At 40.2% G+C, this 15,538-nt stretch carries 18 protein-coding genes and 2 pseudogenes; 14 read left to right on the top strand and 6 right to left on the bottom strand.

Translation table 11 applies throughout. From position 1 onward, the window contains the following. Nucleotides 1–149 (bottom strand): IS1 family transposase (locus OGV85_RS17715; protein ID WP_133301408.1); only part of this gene is annotated, 149 nt, incomplete at its 3' end. 519 nt (nt 150–668) lie between these two features. Between OGV85_RS17715 and OGV85_RS17710 the strand changes: the two genes are divergently transcribed. The 8 genes from OGV85_RS17710 (at nt 669) to OGV85_RS17680 (ending at nt 6,440) form a co-directional block, all read left to right on the top strand. Continuing rightward, nucleotides 669–1,655 (top strand): ankyrin repeat domain-containing protein, encoded by a 987-nt coding sequence (locus OGV85_RS17710; RefSeq protein WP_045889643.1) that lies wholly within the window; start codon nt 669–671, stop codon nt 1,653–1,655. A gap of 356 nt (nt 1,656–2,011) precedes the next feature. Then, the gene (locus tag OGV85_RS24450) at nt 2,012–2,452 is read left to right on the top strand and encodes a hypothetical protein (RefSeq protein ID WP_001044498.1); all 441 of its coding nucleotides are present in this window, start codon (nt 2,012–2,014) and stop codon (nt 2,450–2,452) included. 15 nt (nt 2,453–2,467) lie between these two features. Then, complete coding sequence (locus OGV85_RS17705; protein WP_148740176.1) at nt 2,468–3,412, top strand: ankyrin repeat domain-containing protein; 945 nt, start codon at nt 2,468–2,470, stop codon at nt 3,410–3,412. Nucleotides 3,413–3,589: 177 nt separating this feature from the next. Next, nucleotides 3,590–3,994: a hypothetical protein gene (locus OGV85_RS17700; RefSeq protein WP_045899932.1), complete on the top strand. Its 405-nt coding sequence runs from the start codon at nt 3,590–3,592 to the stop codon at nt 3,992–3,994. Beyond that, the gene (locus OGV85_RS17695; protein WP_181245067.1) at nt 3,991–5,196 is read left to right on the top strand and encodes a relaxase/mobilization nuclease domain-containing protein; all 1,206 of its coding nucleotides are present in this window, start codon (nt 3,991–3,993) and stop codon (nt 5,194–5,196) included. Before OGV85_RS17700 ends, OGV85_RS17695 begins: the two co-directional genes overlap by 4 nt. A gap of 188 nt (nt 5,197–5,384) precedes the next feature. Then, nucleotides 5,385–5,657 carry a hypothetical protein gene (locus OGV85_RS17690; protein WP_045889457.1) on the top strand — a complete coding sequence of 91 codons (273 nt, stop codon included), beginning with the start codon at nt 5,385–5,387 and terminating at the stop codon, nt 5,655–5,657. A 49-nt stretch (nt 5,658–5,706) separates the two neighbouring features. Then, nucleotides 5,707–6,093 carry an SEN1984 family lipoprotein gene (locus OGV85_RS17685; protein WP_045889458.1) on the top strand — a complete coding sequence of 129 codons (387 nt, stop codon included), beginning with the start codon at nt 5,707–5,709 and terminating at the stop codon, nt 6,091–6,093. 26 nt (nt 6,094–6,119) lie between these two features. Beyond that, nucleotides 6,120–6,440 carry a hypothetical protein gene (locus OGV85_RS17680; RefSeq protein ID WP_045889459.1) on the top strand — a complete coding sequence of 107 codons (321 nt, stop codon included), beginning with the start codon at nt 6,120–6,122 and terminating at the stop codon, nt 6,438–6,440. Nucleotides 6,441–6,585: 145 nt separating this feature from the next. Here the strand turns inward: OGV85_RS17680 and OGV85_RS17675 are convergent, their stop codons facing one another. After that, nucleotides 6,586–7,011: a hypothetical protein gene (locus tag OGV85_RS17675; protein ID WP_045889460.1), complete on the bottom strand. Its 426-nt coding sequence runs from the start codon at nt 7,009–7,011 to the stop codon at nt 6,586–6,588. 1,193 nt (nt 7,012–8,204) lie between these two features. On the opposite strand from OGV85_RS17675, the gene OGV85_RS17670 reads away from it, so the two are divergent. Both OGV85_RS17670 and OGV85_RS17665 read left to right on the top strand, forming a co-directional pair. Then, entirely contained in the window at nt 8,205–8,768 is a 564-nt protein-coding gene (locus tag OGV85_RS17670) for a helix-turn-helix domain-containing protein (protein WP_045889379.1), read from the top strand. 69 nt (nt 8,769–8,837) lie between these two features. Next, complete coding sequence (locus tag OGV85_RS17665; RefSeq protein WP_286553796.1) at nt 8,838–9,143, top strand: hypothetical protein; 306 nt, start codon at nt 8,838–8,840, stop codon at nt 9,141–9,143. Between the two features lie 173 nt (nt 9,144–9,316). On the opposite strand, the gene OGV85_RS17660 is transcribed toward OGV85_RS17665, so the two are convergent. The 3 genes from OGV85_RS17660 to OGV85_RS17650 form a co-directional block, all read right to left on the bottom strand. Further along, on the bottom strand, nt 9,317–9,592 hold the full coding sequence (locus OGV85_RS17660; protein ID WP_045889375.1) for a hypothetical protein: 276 nt from the start codon (nt 9,590–9,592) through the stop codon (nt 9,317–9,319). Between the two features lie 204 nt (nt 9,593–9,796). Beyond that, nucleotides 9,797–10,003, bottom strand: a complete 207-nt coding sequence (locus OGV85_RS17655; RefSeq protein WP_045889374.1) for a helix-turn-helix transcriptional regulator — start codon at nt 10,001–10,003, stop codon at nt 9,797–9,799. A gap of 122 nt (nt 10,004–10,125) precedes the next feature. After that, nucleotides 10,126–10,980 carry a DUF6387 family protein gene (locus OGV85_RS17650; RefSeq protein WP_016246264.1) on the bottom strand — a complete coding sequence of 285 codons (855 nt, stop codon included), beginning with the start codon at nt 10,978–10,980 and terminating at the stop codon, nt 10,126–10,128. A gap of 240 nt (nt 10,981–11,220) precedes the next feature. Here OGV85_RS17650 and OGV85_RS17645 point away from each other — a divergent pair. After that, nucleotides 11,221–11,347 (top strand): annotated as a pseudogene (locus tag OGV85_RS17645) (IS3 family transposase); the annotation flags it as partial. A 66-nt stretch (nt 11,348–11,413) separates the two neighbouring features. Here OGV85_RS17645 and OGV85_RS17640 read toward each other — a convergent pair. Then, a pseudogene (locus OGV85_RS17640) lies at nt 11,414–11,561 on the bottom strand (ATP-binding protein); the annotation flags it as partial. Between the two features lie 186 nt (nt 11,562–11,747). Between OGV85_RS17640 and OGV85_RS17635 the strand changes: the two are divergent. The 3 genes from OGV85_RS17635 (at nt 11,748) to OGV85_RS17625 (ending at nt 15,391) form a co-directional block, all read left to right on the top strand. Next, nucleotides 11,748–12,728, top strand: a complete 981-nt coding sequence (locus tag OGV85_RS17635; protein ID WP_230861971.1) for an ankyrin repeat domain-containing protein — start codon at nt 11,748–11,750, stop codon at nt 12,726–12,728. A 773-nt stretch (nt 12,729–13,501) separates the two neighbouring features. Then, complete coding sequence (locus tag OGV85_RS17630) at nt 13,502–14,365, top strand: hypothetical protein (protein WP_286553792.1); 864 nt, start codon at nt 13,502–13,504, stop codon at nt 14,363–14,365. Nucleotides 14,366–14,410: 45 nt separating this feature from the next. Beyond that, a complete protein-coding gene (locus OGV85_RS17625; RefSeq protein WP_000019450.1) occupies nt 14,411–15,391 on the top strand; it encodes an IS5-like element ISKpn26 family transposase in 981 nt (326 codons plus the stop codon). Nucleotides 15,392–15,538 lie beyond the last annotated feature (147 nt).

The raw sequence follows: 15,538 nt of genomic DNA, 5'->3' as shown, positions 1-15,538 counted from the left end.
GGTTGAGAAGCGGTGTAAGTGAACTGCAGTTGCCATGTTTTACGGCAGTGAGAGCAGAGATAGCGCTGATGTCCGGCAGTACTTTTACCGTTACGCACCACGCCTTCAGTAGCTGAGCAGGAGGGACAACTGATGGAGATGGAAGCCACGGGAGCACCTCAAAAACACAATCATACACTAAATCAGTAAGTTGGCAGCATCACCCCTTCCTGGCTGTTGAAAAAGACTACGCTGCTTAAATTTTAAATGAGCATCCTCAAGCCGAATAACTTAAAGGATGCTCTTCAAATTTTAATAAGAATTATCAACAGCAAAAAACCTCATAAAAAACACTACTCATTTAATTTCCAAAATTAAGATGAACATTAATAACCACCATTATATTACATGATCTTTTCCATATCCTATAGCATTACTCTCTATAGTATTAATATCTGAGCCTCTAATTATCTCCTTTATACAGATTAGCTCCAATATGGATAAATATTATTGTCAAAATGGTTAATCCACATCACATTGGATAACCTTAACGTCCCTATGTTCCGTTAAGTTAAGAATAACCTTAAGCAAACCAAATCAGATACCCCCTAATAAAACAAAAATAAATTTGAATACCGTAAAATCTGGTGTCATTAATATCTTGAAAACAACAAAAAAGGAGATAAATAATGATATCAAGAGAAAATAATAAAAATAACCTATTCCGTGTAAAGTCTAAAAATGGTGTCCTTCGTTGTCTTAAGGCTGGCATGGATATAAATATGTGCAATAGTAAAGGTCAAACTGCTCTTTTTACCTGTAATGTACCTGAAGCTATACAGGCAATGATTGACGCTGACATTGACATTCACCACTTGGATAATGACGGTAATAATGCATTATTCTATGCTCAAAATGTTGAAACAGTGGAACTTCTTGTCAGCAATGGTATTAATGTTAACCACCGGAATAAGTCAGGCACCCTTGCGATTCAATATATTGATGTTTCACCAGGGTTAGTAAAATATCTTATAAAAGCAGGACTAGATATCCATACCAAAGATAGCTATGGCAACTCCTTTCTTTTCATTCCATTTGAAGGATATGTATACGATGCACTCATTGAGGCTGGTTGCGACATTAATCATAAAAATTTAAGCGGGCAGACAGCATTCGATTACTGGCAGTCAGAAAACCACAGCATAGCTGGTAAATATACTCACTGGGAATCTAAAAACGATAACTACATTCGTTTTCTTATCCGTAATATTCATCTTAAAGACAGTTCAAAAATTGTATTCACGAACATTACATTTAAATCAATTGAGCTGTTGTCGTTACTTATAAAGCAAAAAAATGAATTTGAGATAAGTGATAAGTGCATTATCACACCAACAAATGCCGACGTTAAAAAATTAATTTTACAACTAAAGAAACTGACAGACATTAGTCATGTTTGGTTTTACATAAACAGTACATATCTACTGACGCACTATGCAGGAAGACTGCTAATTAAATGGTTAATACGTAATGATATAAAAGTTGATATAGAATCGCTAAAAGAACGCTACTTTTATGAAGAAATCCTCCAGGACAAATTACAGAGAGAGCAAAAGGTTTTACGAACAACGCTTCAACCAGTTACCTGTAAAGCAATTACAAAAAAAAGATTATGAATTGAATCTGCCTGAACACTCTCCCCTTGGCTTTAACCTTTAGTTAGATAGCCAAGGGGCACTAACATCATTAATTTAATACAAAGCCCCACATTGCACCTTTGCACTTTGATAAATTTATTTTTTAAAACACCCTCATCGCCAATTCATACTATATCAATCACCACTCTCAAACCAAATCAATCAAATAAAACACAGCACTTTTTGATAAAAATAAAATAACAATGAAAAACAACACCTTATATGAAATATAATAAAAATATATCTATTTAATTAAATAAATATAAAAATATATTTGCATTTTGTTTATTTAATAATATATATTTCCTTTGTTAATTAAATAAAGGAGAACTAAAATGAATAAAACAAACTATCCAAGCCTGACTAACTATCTCGCCAAAACAAAAAAGAACGCAGATCTTTATAGATTATATAATCCACAATTTTCTTTTTTCTGCAAAAGTGACACTCAGGAGCAAAGATTTTATTTCGATTATTTCTCAAGACATATGGTCTCGAAGAGAAATATTTTAACCGTATTCTCTATCTATACATTCACCTCTTATAACATGAACAAAAAAGAGACAATAAAAAATTTCATTCGATTTCTCAAAACGACGAATGAAAGTACATTCCATAATGCTTTTTCATTTCGCGGTGGTAACATTTTGTATGTAAGCAACAAAAACATGTTGAAAGAGATCTCATGGTTTTCACTCGCTCGAATTTACGAAGACATTAAAAAAATAAAGGAATATAAAACCAACCATGACAACTATATCAGATTAGTCGCTTAACAGAGGAGAAAAATTATGAATAACAACGCAATAAATGCATTACTCTCTTGTAAAACTCCAAAAGACATTCAGGCTTGCATTAATGCAGGCTCCGATATTAATACACTGGATTCGTTTGGAAGAAATATACTGTTTTACTGTAAAAACCCAAGAATGATTGACACTCTGGTTAAAGCAGGAATAGATTTTAACCATGCTGACAACTATGGTCACAATGTTTTGTTTAACCAGCGAAATCCTCACATACTGAAAAAATTGATTGATTCCGGCGTAGATATACACCACAAAAATGGTCTCGGCCAAACCTGTTTATGCTCGTTAGCTGATAATATATCCTGTTGCAAAACCCTGATCAATGCTGGAATTAAGGTCAACAATGTGGATAAATGCGGAAGAACAATACTTTTTTACGTAAAAAATCACTCTATCTTTGATTTGATGGTACAGGCCGGTTGCGATATAAACCACAGAGATAACCAGGGTCACGGTATTTTTGAAATTTGCTATTCATTAGGCGATTTCAAAGCCAAAATGCTCATTCGTCATATTAGTATGAAGGATAGCAGTCCAGTAATTTTCAACTACCTCAACAGCGAAAGTCTGCAGATAATGGATTTGCTTCAGAAGAAAAACCTTAACTTTACTATCTCTGATAACTGCCAGGTTTATCTAAGTGCCAATGAAAATGAAATGAGCTCTTTCTTCAGTGAACTAAAGAAGAAGACAGATATCAGCAACACACATTTTCGCCATATTGTACTGCGAGGTTATGATTTACGCGGGGACATTGAAACCATTAAATGGTTTATCCGCAATGATATCAAAATAGATAAAAAACAACTGGAACAGCATATTCGACATGATGAGATTTGTAAATATATAGCAGAACATGAGAGAAATAAACTTAGCGAAATTATGAAACAAACAATCTCTTTAATGCCAGTAAAACGTAGATTGTAACCTCCGCCCCTCCTCACTGTCATAATGAATTTAATATGAACCCTATTATTACCCAGAGCAGATTACCTAATTAGCAATCTGCTCCACCTCTCTTATTTATAAATTTCGACACTGCCTTGACTTATTTTACCAATACGCTAACTGTAGATCATGAACACATTTTAAAAAAGGTTAGATATGCATAAAAATGAAAGTAAAGAAGATCTATCAAGAAGCTCAAGAAGAGGTAAATTCCAAACAGCAAAATATTCACCTAATGAAGTTCGAACTCACTGCGTCAGCGTTCGGTTAAACGAAGAAGAATTATCTATTCTCGATAGTAAAAGAGGCCCTTATAAAAAAGGGGAATGGCTAAGAATGGCATCCCTCAACAAACTCCCACCGGTATTACCTGAAATCAATCGTGAAGCATGGATTAAACTCGGCAACCTTTCACAGGATTTAAACCGCCTGCTGAATCATCTCGACAGCAAAAGCCCTGACAGCGAACTAACCCATACAGAACTCTTCGCCCTGCGCAGACAAATCAAAACTCTCAGGGATCACCTTATTCCATCAACCTTTCTGGATCCAACTCAATGAAAGGTATGCAGAAAATAAAGCGGGGTAAACAGTTCGCAGGTGTGGTTCTCTATAGCCTTAAGTCAGGATCTCACCACAAAATCACGCCTTATATTATCGGTGGTAATATGGCCGGAAGTTCGGTGGCTGCGCTTATCAGTGAGTTTGAAAGTTCTAAACAATTGCGTCCCGATGTCGCTAAACCTGTCTGGCATAATTCACTTCGCCTGCCAAGGGGAGAAACACTGTCAGCCAGACAGTGGGCGGCATTCGCCGACGATTATATGACCCGGATGGGGTTCACTGAAACGCACCTTCGCTGTTATATCCTTCACGACGATACCAACGGGCAGCATATCCATATCATTGCGAGTCGCATTAACGTGGTCGGTGGAAAACTGTACCTGGGGAAAAATGAAAATCTCATCAGCACCCGCATTATCAGCGAGCTGGAGCGAATACACGGACTCACTGAAACAACACCTGCAATCAGTAGTCGCCCTCAGGCTAAAAGAAAACCCTCACGCAATGAGCTGATGATGGCAGAGCGAACAGCAGCTCCCTGCCCTAAGTCTCAGTTGCAGACCCTGATTGATAATGTCTTAACGCATCGTCCCGATTTACTGACTTTTATCGACATGCTGGAACGGAAAGGTGTGACCTGTAAACCCAATATCGCGTCGACGGGAAAAATGAATGGATTTTCATTTCAGTACCAGGGCATTGCCTTTAAAGCGTCTCAGCTTGGAAAAAAGTATGGCTGGTCTTCTCTGCAAACACAGATTGATTTTACACCAGAGCACCTGGCTTTACTGAAAAAAGAGCAACAGCAGACTGTGCCAGTACCAGTACCAGTACCAGTACCATCATGCGAGTCTGAAGAACAGGCTGCAAACCGGGAAACGATTCTGGAGAAAATCCTTCAGCTTGAAGAAAAAATTCGTCTGGAACGACAACAGGAAACAGTGAGTGTCATTCAACTCAGGAGCAAACTGCACAATACAGCTCGTCAGATACCCCGCCAGCGTCGTCTGTATTCGTGGCTAGTATTTCTCGGCCATATTGTGGCACTTCTCAGGCGCAGGGGCATGTCTCTGTTACATGCCACTGCACATCCTTTCCACCAAATCCTGCACCTGCATCTTCTGATACCCTGCCATTCCATGACAACAAATCCCGCTAAAGAACAATTAGTTACAAACAACCACCATCCTGCACCGTAAGTTTACCAGTCTATACTTTAGTAATAGTCAACAAAACATTGATCGTTTATATAGATCAATAATCTAGTTATGATAGTTATAACCTATTAACAGAGATCCATCGATCGGTACAAGCAATTTTACTAAAGCGGATCATTCATCGAAAATGTTCAAAAATACATCACCTTAAATCAGGCCACGGAGTCATGATGGATAATAAAACGATTAGCTGCCCCTTCTGCTTTACACAAAGCCCGCACGGCGTGCAGATTTGCAAAGGCTGCCATGCAAAAGTGGCCTATGGTGAAAGTCCGCTCAGTGTGGCATTCCTGTTTCAATTCGTGGCATTCGGTCTCGCCTGGTTAGTATTTTCATTGACTGGCAGCACTCCTGTCTCAGTCATTACGTTTTTTGCCAGCATCATTATTCTTATCTGCATTATTAAAAAGAAATATGCAGACAGAGTTGTTTTTATACGGTGATATTAATTTCATACCACTGCAAACATAAAAAATTAATATGAGAGAACTTATGAACAGATTCATGATTTCTGTGTTTTTTATTTCTGCTTTACTTATTTCTGGCTGTTCAACATCAGGCAACCAGCATCTAAAAAAAGAAACATCACAAAGTCTGCAGTCGAAAATTATCAAAAATAAAACGACGAAATCAGAAATCATTACCGCATTAGGTGAGCCCGAAACCAAAACTACACTTGATAGTGGCAATGAAGAATGGACTTATTCAATGGATAACAATCAGTTTGATGCCACCACATTCATTCCAGTGGTCGGGTTGCTGACAGGCGGTTCACAGACGCAGGCCAAAACGCTGGAAATCGAATTTAAAGGCGAAACGGTCAGCAAGTGGACGTTCTCTGAAAATAAAAGCAGGATGAATACGGGTCTGATTCAATAACTCACCTTATAGCCAGGAATCTATTTATGAAAACCTATGCCGTTATCACACTCGTTACCGCTGCCTTGTTGCTTAGTGGCTGTAACAGCGAGCCTTCCGAACAGGATATTTACACTGCTATGGATAAGGTCGTTGCGCAGGCGAATGCTTTCGTCAAATCCATAGCAGGTAAGGATGTCCCGAAAGACGCACTGAGCGAATTAAAATCAGTCAAAAAGCATGACTGCGTAGAAGTATCTGATAAAAGCTATAAATGTAATGTGACTGCTGTTGTCGATAACGAAAAGCGTACTGCTGCTGTAACTCTTGTCAAAACGGATGATGGCTGGCAGGTAGTTGACAAATAAGACCACCGTAAAGTAATCCCGACAGGCAGGACACCGAATGGGTGGTTCCTGCCTTTTTTATGCTATGTAGTGTCCTACCGGAAACGCCTGTTCCATTTATCTCCATCATCCAGTATCCCATGCCTTATCCACACCGCTGTCGCTGTCACAGTCTTTTCCTGATCACTGAGCCTGGCGGAGTATAAGCCAGAGAACCGGCAATGCGTTTCTTTTCATACTGTGAAAGCAAATCAGCATAAATATGCTCTGCTTCATCCAGATTGCCTGAAATATAATTCACGAGCGAATTCAGGCAATGCAACAATGTGTCACTGTTTGCGAGTTGCCTGAGCAGAGGGGCCTTTAGGGTAGAAACGACACCCATAAACATCTGCATGATATTATCAACGTGATAACACGAATTGCGATATTGCGCCCGTGAATAAAAATACTTCAGATGGTATCCAGCGAAAAGCACATAAAGATTTCTGTAAAAAGCATTGTTATTAACACTGTCGCGATGATGTGTTATATATTTATCAACAACAAATATAAACTTTTCTTCCTGAGATGAAACACAAATATTACTCATAACTCTCTCCTTTTTTGTTTTTATAATTAAGTACTATCACCTTTAAGATTTAAATCAATACAAAACTGAAAATATTTTATTTTAAAATAATAAATAGTTATTCTGTTAATACTGGAAACAGCTTTCGCTGTTGCAATGTTGAGTCCGATCGATTGCAGTACCACTTTCTTTTTTCAAAAGCCAGGTAGTTTCCAGATTTCAGATAAAACCCCCTCAGGAATTTTTTTGAGAGAGTGCTACGCACTGGCTCACGCCCCCGACGACAGATATATGTTGATTATTTTTACCCGTCAGATGAAAACTCAACGTTTAATCTCCCTTGCAGCGCCGCTGAGTGCCCTCAGCACTCACTCGCTGAAGCAGAAAGGATTTTTCCGAAGGGGTTCCGGCGTGAGCCGTATTAAGTTAACGGGTAAATCATGTAGTCGGGTCCACTCTTTCGCAAAACTCAGCAGTCTGAACCTCCGCGCGAAGCGTATTTGTGCTGAGAGTTAAACTCAGCTGTCTGAACTTCTGCGCGAAGCGTATTTCTACTGACAGCTAAACCCGGCTGTCTGAACTCCTACGCGAAGCGTGTTTGTGCTGAGAGTTAAACTCAGCTGCCGGAACTTCTGCGCGAAGCGTATTTCTACTGACAGCTAAACACGGCTGTCTGAACTCCTGCGCGAAGCGTGTTTGTGCTGAGAGTTAAACTCAGCTGCCGGAACTTCTGCGCGAAGCGTATTTCTACTGATAGTTAAACACTGTAGCAATGTTCTGAAGCCCAGTGGCGCACCACACAGGTGCGCAGGCTTCACTTAAGGAATAATATTACGAAAGAAAATCAGCAATGGCAGTGTTTATCAAACTGTGTACAAAAGAATTTTGTGTCAGTCTAAAGCAAAATTTCGGTTTCTTGTTTCTTTATCACTCTTTTATCTTGCAAATCTAAAACAAAAATTAATAAATTATATCAATAAGTTAAAACACAATTACAGTTATATTTTTCAGAACCAAAAATTATTAATTACATAACAAGTGATGGTGAAATTTAGCACCCTTCGTAATAACTCTGACAACCCTTAATTTTACATTAAAAAAGAATAAGCACAGAGCAATAAATATAATATTTTTTAAAATTTTATTACTAATAATATTGACAAACAAATTTAATATGCCATATCTGTTATCACAATAATAAAAAAGGAGCCATTATGTCAAACACAAGTGTTATGTTAACTAAAGAACAAAAAGCAATTATTGCAGAAGCATTAGATGTTATGCCCGAAGATCTGGAAGAAATAAAAGTTAAAGCAAGTGCCTGTAAAAAGACATCCTTTCGTGACGATTTTTCGATGGTCTTTAAAGATAATACGGCCACACTCGCCAGAATGGATCTGACACCAACGGCATTCAGAATTGTTCTTTATCTTTTCTCAGCCATTGATTATGGAAATATTATCCCTGACTTTTCACAGTCACGTACCGCCAGAGAGTTAGGACTGAATAAATCGAATGTTTCACGTGCATTCAGGGAATTATTTGAGAGGAAAATACTGATCCGTAATGCTGAAGATGGTCAGGTTTACCTGAATTCTAATCTATGCGTAAAAGGTATTCCTCATCGTTTCAATGAAGATCTGATGGATAAATTCAGTAAATCCAGACTTGAGACTGAAGATTTTGCCACTTCATTCAACTTTTATCGCGCAGGGCGCAAAACAAAGCCTGTAAAAAAATCCAGAAACAGATATCCAACTGACGGCATTCCCTTTTAAAAGACATAACAGCGCGGTGATTTTACGCCCCACACCAGCGAAAAACTTAACAAAATAAAAGATATCTTTATGAAGCAAAGACTCCCTGCTTACCTTTACCAGAATAAATTATCAGATGAACAACGCAATCTGAACAATACTGCTCACAATGTGTTTTGGCTTCTCACATTAATCGCTTCATACACACCAGATAAAAACACTGTTTACCTGAACTTTCACCGTGCAACATCCATCGCACAGCAGGAAGAGATACATATTACGCCAGCCCGATTTTATCGGGCCATCGATGAACTGATTGATACGAATGTTATTATACCTACTGAGTTTAAATACCAGCATCGTTTAAACCCTGTATTTTTCAGTTATCTTAAATAAAACAAAGGGCAGAGAATGAAAGTTCAGGATATTCCTATCCTGCAATGCTTGCTATAGCAAAACCACATGACCACTATCAAAAGCATATAATTTTTATATATCATTGCCAGTAGAATTAAAATAAGAAGGTACAGACTTGTGCTGTCTGTACCCATGATAATTTATTACTGACTTTACACCTTTTTACCTGCGTTATTCTTTCTGATAATATTTTTTTCATTGACAAGGTACTCAATACACATTCGTACTTCATCATTAATGGTAACATCTGTAGCACCCTCCACCAGTATAGAACACAACAAATAAAGAAGGACGTGCTCAAACTCTATCTCTTCGACTGGATCTACATAATTACGATAGGTTTCAATAGCCTCATACAAGCTATCCGGTGAAGTCACAAATGCACATACAAAATCTTTATCTTCCGGTACTCTGATTGAATTATTCATTTTAAATCTCCTGTACTTATTAATCTATAATGTCACGGTAAAAATGCCATCATAATTTTTACTAATGACTATTGTTATTACTTCTTAATACCAAAGCCTGACCTAATACTACTTGTAAAATATCAGGCGGCCCTCTGCTCATTGTTGAATAGCACCATTTATTTTTACACACCAAATTTAATACACTCATCATTAACCCCGTAATCAGGCTGCATTTTTACGTGAACGCTCAATTGCAGATGCGATCCATTCATCAACTTCGCTTTCGACAAATGCAATTGCACGCGAACCAATTTTTATTGGTTGTGGAAATAAACCTTCGTTGATTAGACGATAAATCCAGGCCTTGCCATAGCCGGTTCTGTTCATAACTTCTGGCAAGCGAATTAGGCGGGTATTTTGATTTTTCATTTTGTTTTCCCTTTATCGTTGTGATGGGATCACTATACGAACAGTTGGGAAAAGAAAGGAGCGAGCTTCCTAACTGCAGGGTTACGGTCTGCCCTGCAGTAGTAGACTTCGGGAATTCGAGATCAGTTAGAATCAGAGAGTTTCATCACATCTGAAACTCTCATGTTTTTCAGGTGGGGATTTCGGTTCATGAAAAAATTGAACTGCCTAATGAAGTCTATCGTTGCAGCTTTCATCGCAAGCGGACGATCTGAGTCTTTAATGTGATACCCTAAACGGGTAGTTGTTTCTTCATCTTCATCAGTATAAAGAAGCCGGGAGAGGCGATCATCTGAGATTCTTAGTTCTTTCCTTTTTGCCCAAAGTAAGATGTCCAGCATCGCAACCAACCTGTAATTTATGATTTTTTTAATGGTTCCATAGCCGAAACGAACGATACCGGTTTCATTAACTTCCACTCCTTTTACCGATCTCCATTGTGGCAGGGCCGCTTTTATCGATTCGGCTATTTCATCGTCAGTACCACTACCAAGATCGATTTCAAGCAACACCGTTTTCTCACATAAGGGGGACAAGAGTTGTGACACATAAGCTTCGTGATGAGGCGCATTAACACAATATTCATCGTTTCCTTCCTCCCAAGTGAAAAGATTCACACTAAGGGCCATCACACTAAGTTCAGCAAGCCTGGTGATATCCGTGATAAAAATGTGTGGAGGACTGTAGAGAGTATCGTTAACTGTTGGATAATCGAGTTGCTTCCCTTTGAAAAGATGGGGGTTCCCACTGAAAATTTCAGTCATGTACACCCATAGCCCTTTCTTTTCTTCGTCAGTAGGCCCTGGCTTGTACAGAAGCGCTCTTGCCCAAAGTTCGTGATACAAGGCATTTAAACTGATGTCTTCGAGCTTGCGATAGTTATCTATGTCAAGCCAAGCTTTGATTTCTTTAGTATGCTCTGGTGACCAGTTTTTCAAAATTCAAATCTCCTGCCTTCTTAAAGATTTAAGTCATACGAATAGAGTTCAGTTAGTTTGAAAAAACTACCGTATTCACTAATCGATGAAAAGCAGTTCCTGCTTGCACGTTAACCTAGCCAGAAGGAAGTTGAACTGAGAAATTTGTTATCTTTTGATGCAACTTGCCAGGGTCTACGTCCTGTCAGGAGAGAAGAGGCAGGGATATGACCCGACTACGCCCTGCCTCTTACTTTACTCTGGGCGTATCTTATCGTTGTTCTCGACCTGTTTGCCAGAAAACCCGGTGGGTGGCAATGAAATTCAATTCTCACCTGACAGCAAACTTACCATCAGAGCACTGGAAATGGCTTGGGAGCGCCAGGGGTCAACAACGGGTAAAAAGTGATCCACATACCTCCACCACCGACGGTCTAATGTTGATCCACCTTGTTTACTCAGGATTAGCTTCAGCGACAACCCCGGCTTTCCGTTTTTGCTTCAGTCGATAGCCTTCTCCTTTTATTTGTACGATGTGTGTGATGTAAAATCCGGTTCAACATTGCCGATATAATGGTAGCATCTCCCACGAAGGTTTGGTCCTATAGTCCGGACGGTAGGTTACAGGCGTAAATTTACTGCAGGTGTTTCTGATGTATCCACGGGTGGTTTGTTGAAATTTTTATTCCGCACATCATGAACACCTTTCCCCAGTTGTTGCATTTCACAGAATTTCTGATATCTAATGACTTAAACATTTTTTCATGGGGGTGTTTATGGACTTAGTCATGTCCTTATTACAAAAGGGATTATTAGAAAAGGCATTAGACCTTGCCATTTCTGAATCATTCTTCAATGCAACGTCGCCTGATGGTATAAAGAATGCTTTAAAAGCTGGCTATGATATTAATGCTGTTCATAATAACGGAGACAATGCCCTTTTTAGCTGCAGAACCCTGGAAGCCATGGATTGCCTGCTAAGTTATGGAATTAATATACACCATATCAACGGACATGGGCAAAATGCGCTCTTTCATCAAAAAAACCCAGAAATACTGAAGAAACTGATTGGACTGGGTTTAGACACCTCGCATACGGATACTAATGGCTACACATGCATTTTTGAACATTACAGGAATGCTGAAGGACTGACAGAATTAATTAATGCTGGTTGTGATATAAATCACATCGATAAAAAAGGAAGAAATATTCTCTTCCTGCCCCTCTCCCCGGAAGTTTTATCCGTAGCAATAGATGCTGGATGCAATGTCAATCAAATTGATCATTCAGGGAAAGGGTTTATTGACAATGTATATGATTATGAATTACATGATATCATTCTCTCGCATATTGATAGATTTGACAGAAGAACGCTGCATGTAGATTTTTGTAATCTCGACTCAGCCTTTTTCTTGTATTACCTTTCTGAACATGGATTCAAAATAGAACTTAATAAAGACCATTTCACCATTAACAGTTACATTGGTGATTATAAAGAAATCTTATCCATACTTGATTTCATCAGTGAAATTCATGATATTCACTTCTATAAATACAAAGGCGGCCCTCTCTATAAAGATATCGACAAGCGAATTGTAAAGTGGATGATAAGAAATAAGCTCTTGGTTGATTTATCAAAAATAAATAAACACAAGGATTACGAAGAAATTAATTTATACAAAATCCGTCGCGAACAGAAAGAAATCTCCAAGCATTTAAAACCTGCTAAAAGTATATCTGTAACAGTTAAAAATGGCGGAAGATTGTGAGAGCTTATATGTGTGATTTATTCGAATTGCTTCAATATACTGCCTCAACATGAACAAAGAAATTCAGCATTAACTATATTGGGAATTACTCTATGAAACGTATGGTGCTAAGGGTCTGACGCCTCTGCCTGGTGATGTGGAAGCAGCAGGCAATTTGAAAATATCTGCTCGTTGTTTAGTGAACTTGTCAATCATTACCCAGTGATATTGGTTATCAGCACTCGTGCTGGATCACGGCACTTCTGGAAATAAAATTTAATGAGGTAAAGGATTGTCAGACGTATTCAAGAACTGCCCGTCGCTGATAGCCAGTATCAATGTCAAATCAGGTTCTGATCTCCTAATCGTGCTCTCGCGATCAGTTTTCATAGAAACAGTATCCTTTATGCTCAGAAAGGCATATACCCCTAAAGTAGCTCAGGTTTATCTGGCTGAGGCTATGACGCGAAACCATTAGGGAATCTGAAAAAAGTAAAGACTGTGTGATTTGTGAGCTTGATTGAATGCACTGTGAGCTCACGCCGCTGGCGATATTGCTTAAACACCACCGGCAAATAGATCGATAGTCCCCACGGAGGAACGAGGGCATATGCCAGCTTACGTTGTTCAGGAACTTCTGCTTAGTGCCAGAAGCAGACATTTCTAGCTTTAAAACTGGGAGCAAGTCAGGGCAGCTCTTTGCAGTATCGTTTGACCGAGCACTCATTCAGGAGCCCCCAAAAAAGATACGATATTTTTTTCGACTTGTACATCAAAGAGCAAAGGAAGCAAAGATGTCTGAATTAGCACAAGAATCAATCGGAACCAATGACTTCGAAAAGTGGCTGAATGAACGTAGTAACTGGCTTCAAACGGCAGCAAAACAGCTTATCGAGAATAAACGTTTACCAAATGAGGTCGAACTCACTGAGCTGGTTCGACTCTGCAAACTGGAAGCAGCTAAACAAAATGACCCTGGGTTCTTGAAGGTTGCACCTGGCTCATTCTCAGCAGGGTTGCTACAGCGAATTGTACGTATTGAAGAAGTAAGCCAAGTATTTGGTGTAAATGCCATCAAACCAGGGGCGTCCTTACCATTCGGAGCTGGTAGTTTAGCTGTTATATATGGGCAGAATGGCTCAGGGAAAAGTAGTTTTTCTCGTCTGCTCAAACAACTCTGTGGCTCACGTTCAAGGGACGAAATCCGCCCGAATGTTTTCAGCAGCGAAGAGCATACATGCAGTGCTCAATGTCGAATCACCATTGATGGTAAACCCGTAGAAATCAATTGGCAGGCGGGGGCTGCCCCACATCCGATGCTCAAGTATGCCCAAGTATTTGACTCGAAAACTGCGACTCAATATATGGGACGCACTGAATCAAGCTACGAACCGAGCAGCATGCGTTTTATATCTTTGCTCATTCAGATCTCAGGAATGGTTTCTGAACAATTAAGTCGAGAGAAGGAAAAGCTTGTCCGTGCTCTTCCACTTTTCCCAAGTGATCTTACAGAGACCGCCGAAAATACTTGGTTCTACTCTCTTAAAGCATCAACCTCCGCTGAGAAAATTGAGTCGTTTTGCCAATATGGGAATGATTTGGAAGATGAGCGTATCAAAGGTGAAGCTCTGTTAGGGAAGGTGCGAACAAGTTCCTGATATGAGATCATCATATTCATCCGGAGCGCATCCCAGAGGGACATCATGAGCCATCAACTCACCTTCGCCGATAGTGAATTCAGCACTAAGCGCCGTCAGACCCGAAAAGAGATTTTCCTCTCCCGCATGGAGCAGATTCTGCCATGGCAGAATATGACCGCTGTCATCGAGCCGTTTTATCCCAAGGCGGGCAATGGCCGACGGCCCTATCCGCTGGAGACCATGCTGCGTATTCACTGCATGCAGCATTGGTACAACCTGAGCGACGGTGCCATGGAAGATGCCCTGTACGAAATCGCCTCCATGCGCCTGTTTGCCCGATTATCCCTGGATAGCGCCCTGCCGGATCGCACCACCATCATGAATTTCCGCCACCTGCTCGAGCAGCATCAACTGGCCCGTCAATTGTTCAAGACCATCAATCGCTGGCTGGCCGAAGCAGGCGTCATGATGACCCAAGGCACTTTGGTGGATGCCACCATCATTGAGGCACCCAGCTCGACCAAGAACAAAGAGCAGCAACGCGATCCGGAGATGCATCAGACCAAGAAAGGCAATCAGTGGCACTTTGGCATGAAGGCCCACATTGGTGTCGATGCCAAGAGTGGCCTGACCCACAGCCTGGTCACCACCGCGGCCAACGAGCATGACCTCAATCAGCTGGGTAATCTGCTTCATGGAGAGGAGCAATTTGTCTCAGCCGATGCCGGCTACCAAGGAGCGCCACAGCGCGAGGAGCTGGCCGAGGTGGATGTGGACTGGCTGATCGCCGAGCGTCCCGGCAGGGTAAAAACCTTGAAGCAGCATCCGCGCAAGAACAAAACGGCCATCAACATCGAATACATGAAAGCCAGCATCCGTGCCAGGGTGGAGCACCCGTTTCGCATCATCAAGCGGCAGTTCGGCTTCGTGAAAGCCAGATACAAGGGGCTGCTGAAAAACGATAACCAACTGGCGATGTTATTCACCCTGGCCAACCTGTTTCGGGTGGACCAAATGATACGTCAGTGGGAGAGATCTCAGTAAAAACCGGAAATAACGCCAGAAATGGTGGAAAAAATAGCCTAAATAGGCTGATTCGATGTGTTTGCGGGAAAAAAATCGGCCCAGATCCGCGAAATTTTAATCAGCGAGTCAGCTTGGGAAGAAATGACCTGCTTATTCGCACCTTCC

Source organism: Citrobacter sp. Cf132 (assembly GCF_030333885.1).
GTDB classification, from domain to species: Bacteria; Pseudomonadota; Gammaproteobacteria; order Enterobacterales; family Enterobacteriaceae; genus Citrobacter; species Citrobacter freundii.
The sequence above is the reverse complement of the archived record's forward strand: the minus strand, read 5'-3'. Positions and strand labels throughout refer to the sequence as shown.

Coding starts and splice junctions, on each gene's coding strand:
- OGV85_RS17710 (WP_045889643.1), top strand. CDS start 669: ATGATATCAAGAGAAAATAATAAAAATAACCTATTCCGTGTAAAGTCT.
- OGV85_RS24450 (WP_001044498.1), top strand. CDS start 2,012: ATGAATAAAACAAACTATCCAAGCCTGACTAACTATCTCGCCAAAACA.
- OGV85_RS17705 (WP_148740176.1), top strand. CDS start 2,468: ATGAATAACAACGCAATAAATGCATTACTCTCTTGTAAAACTCCAAAA.
- OGV85_RS17700 (WP_045899932.1), top strand. CDS start 3,590: ATGCATAAAAATGAAAGTAAAGAAGATCTATCAAGAAGCTCAAGAAGA.
- OGV85_RS17695 (WP_181245067.1), top strand. CDS start 3,991: ATGAAAGGTATGCAGAAAATAAAGCGGGGTAAACAGTTCGCAGGTGTG.
- OGV85_RS17690 (WP_045889457.1), top strand. CDS start 5,385: ATGGATAATAAAACGATTAGCTGCCCCTTCTGCTTTACACAAAGCCCG.
- OGV85_RS17685 (WP_045889458.1), top strand. CDS start 5,707: ATGAACAGATTCATGATTTCTGTGTTTTTTATTTCTGCTTTACTTATT.
- OGV85_RS17680 (WP_045889459.1), top strand. CDS start 6,120: ATGAAAACCTATGCCGTTATCACACTCGTTACCGCTGCCTTGTTGCTT.
- OGV85_RS17675 (WP_045889460.1), bottom strand. CDS start 7,011: ATGAGTAATATTTGTGTTTCATCTCAGGAAGAAAAGTTTATATTTGTT.
- OGV85_RS17670 (WP_045889379.1), top strand. CDS start 8,205: ATGTCAAACACAAGTGTTATGTTAACTAAAGAACAAAAAGCAATTATT.
- OGV85_RS17665 (WP_286553796.1), top strand. CDS start 8,838: ATGAAGCAAAGACTCCCTGCTTACCTTTACCAGAATAAATTATCAGAT.
- OGV85_RS17660 (WP_045889375.1), bottom strand. CDS start 9,592: ATGAATAATTCAATCAGAGTACCGGAAGATAAAGATTTTGTATGTGCA.
- OGV85_RS17655 (WP_045889374.1), bottom strand. CDS start 10,003: ATGAAAAATCAAAATACCCGCCTAATTCGCTTGCCAGAAGTTATGAAC.
- OGV85_RS17635 (WP_230861971.1), top strand. CDS start 11,748: ATGTCCTTATTACAAAAGGGATTATTAGAAAAGGCATTAGACCTTGCC.
- OGV85_RS17630 (WP_286553792.1), top strand. CDS start 13,502: ATGTCTGAATTAGCACAAGAATCAATCGGAACCAATGACTTCGAAAAG.
- OGV85_RS17625 (WP_000019450.1), top strand. CDS start 14,411: ATGAGCCATCAACTCACCTTCGCCGATAGTGAATTCAGCACTAAGCGC.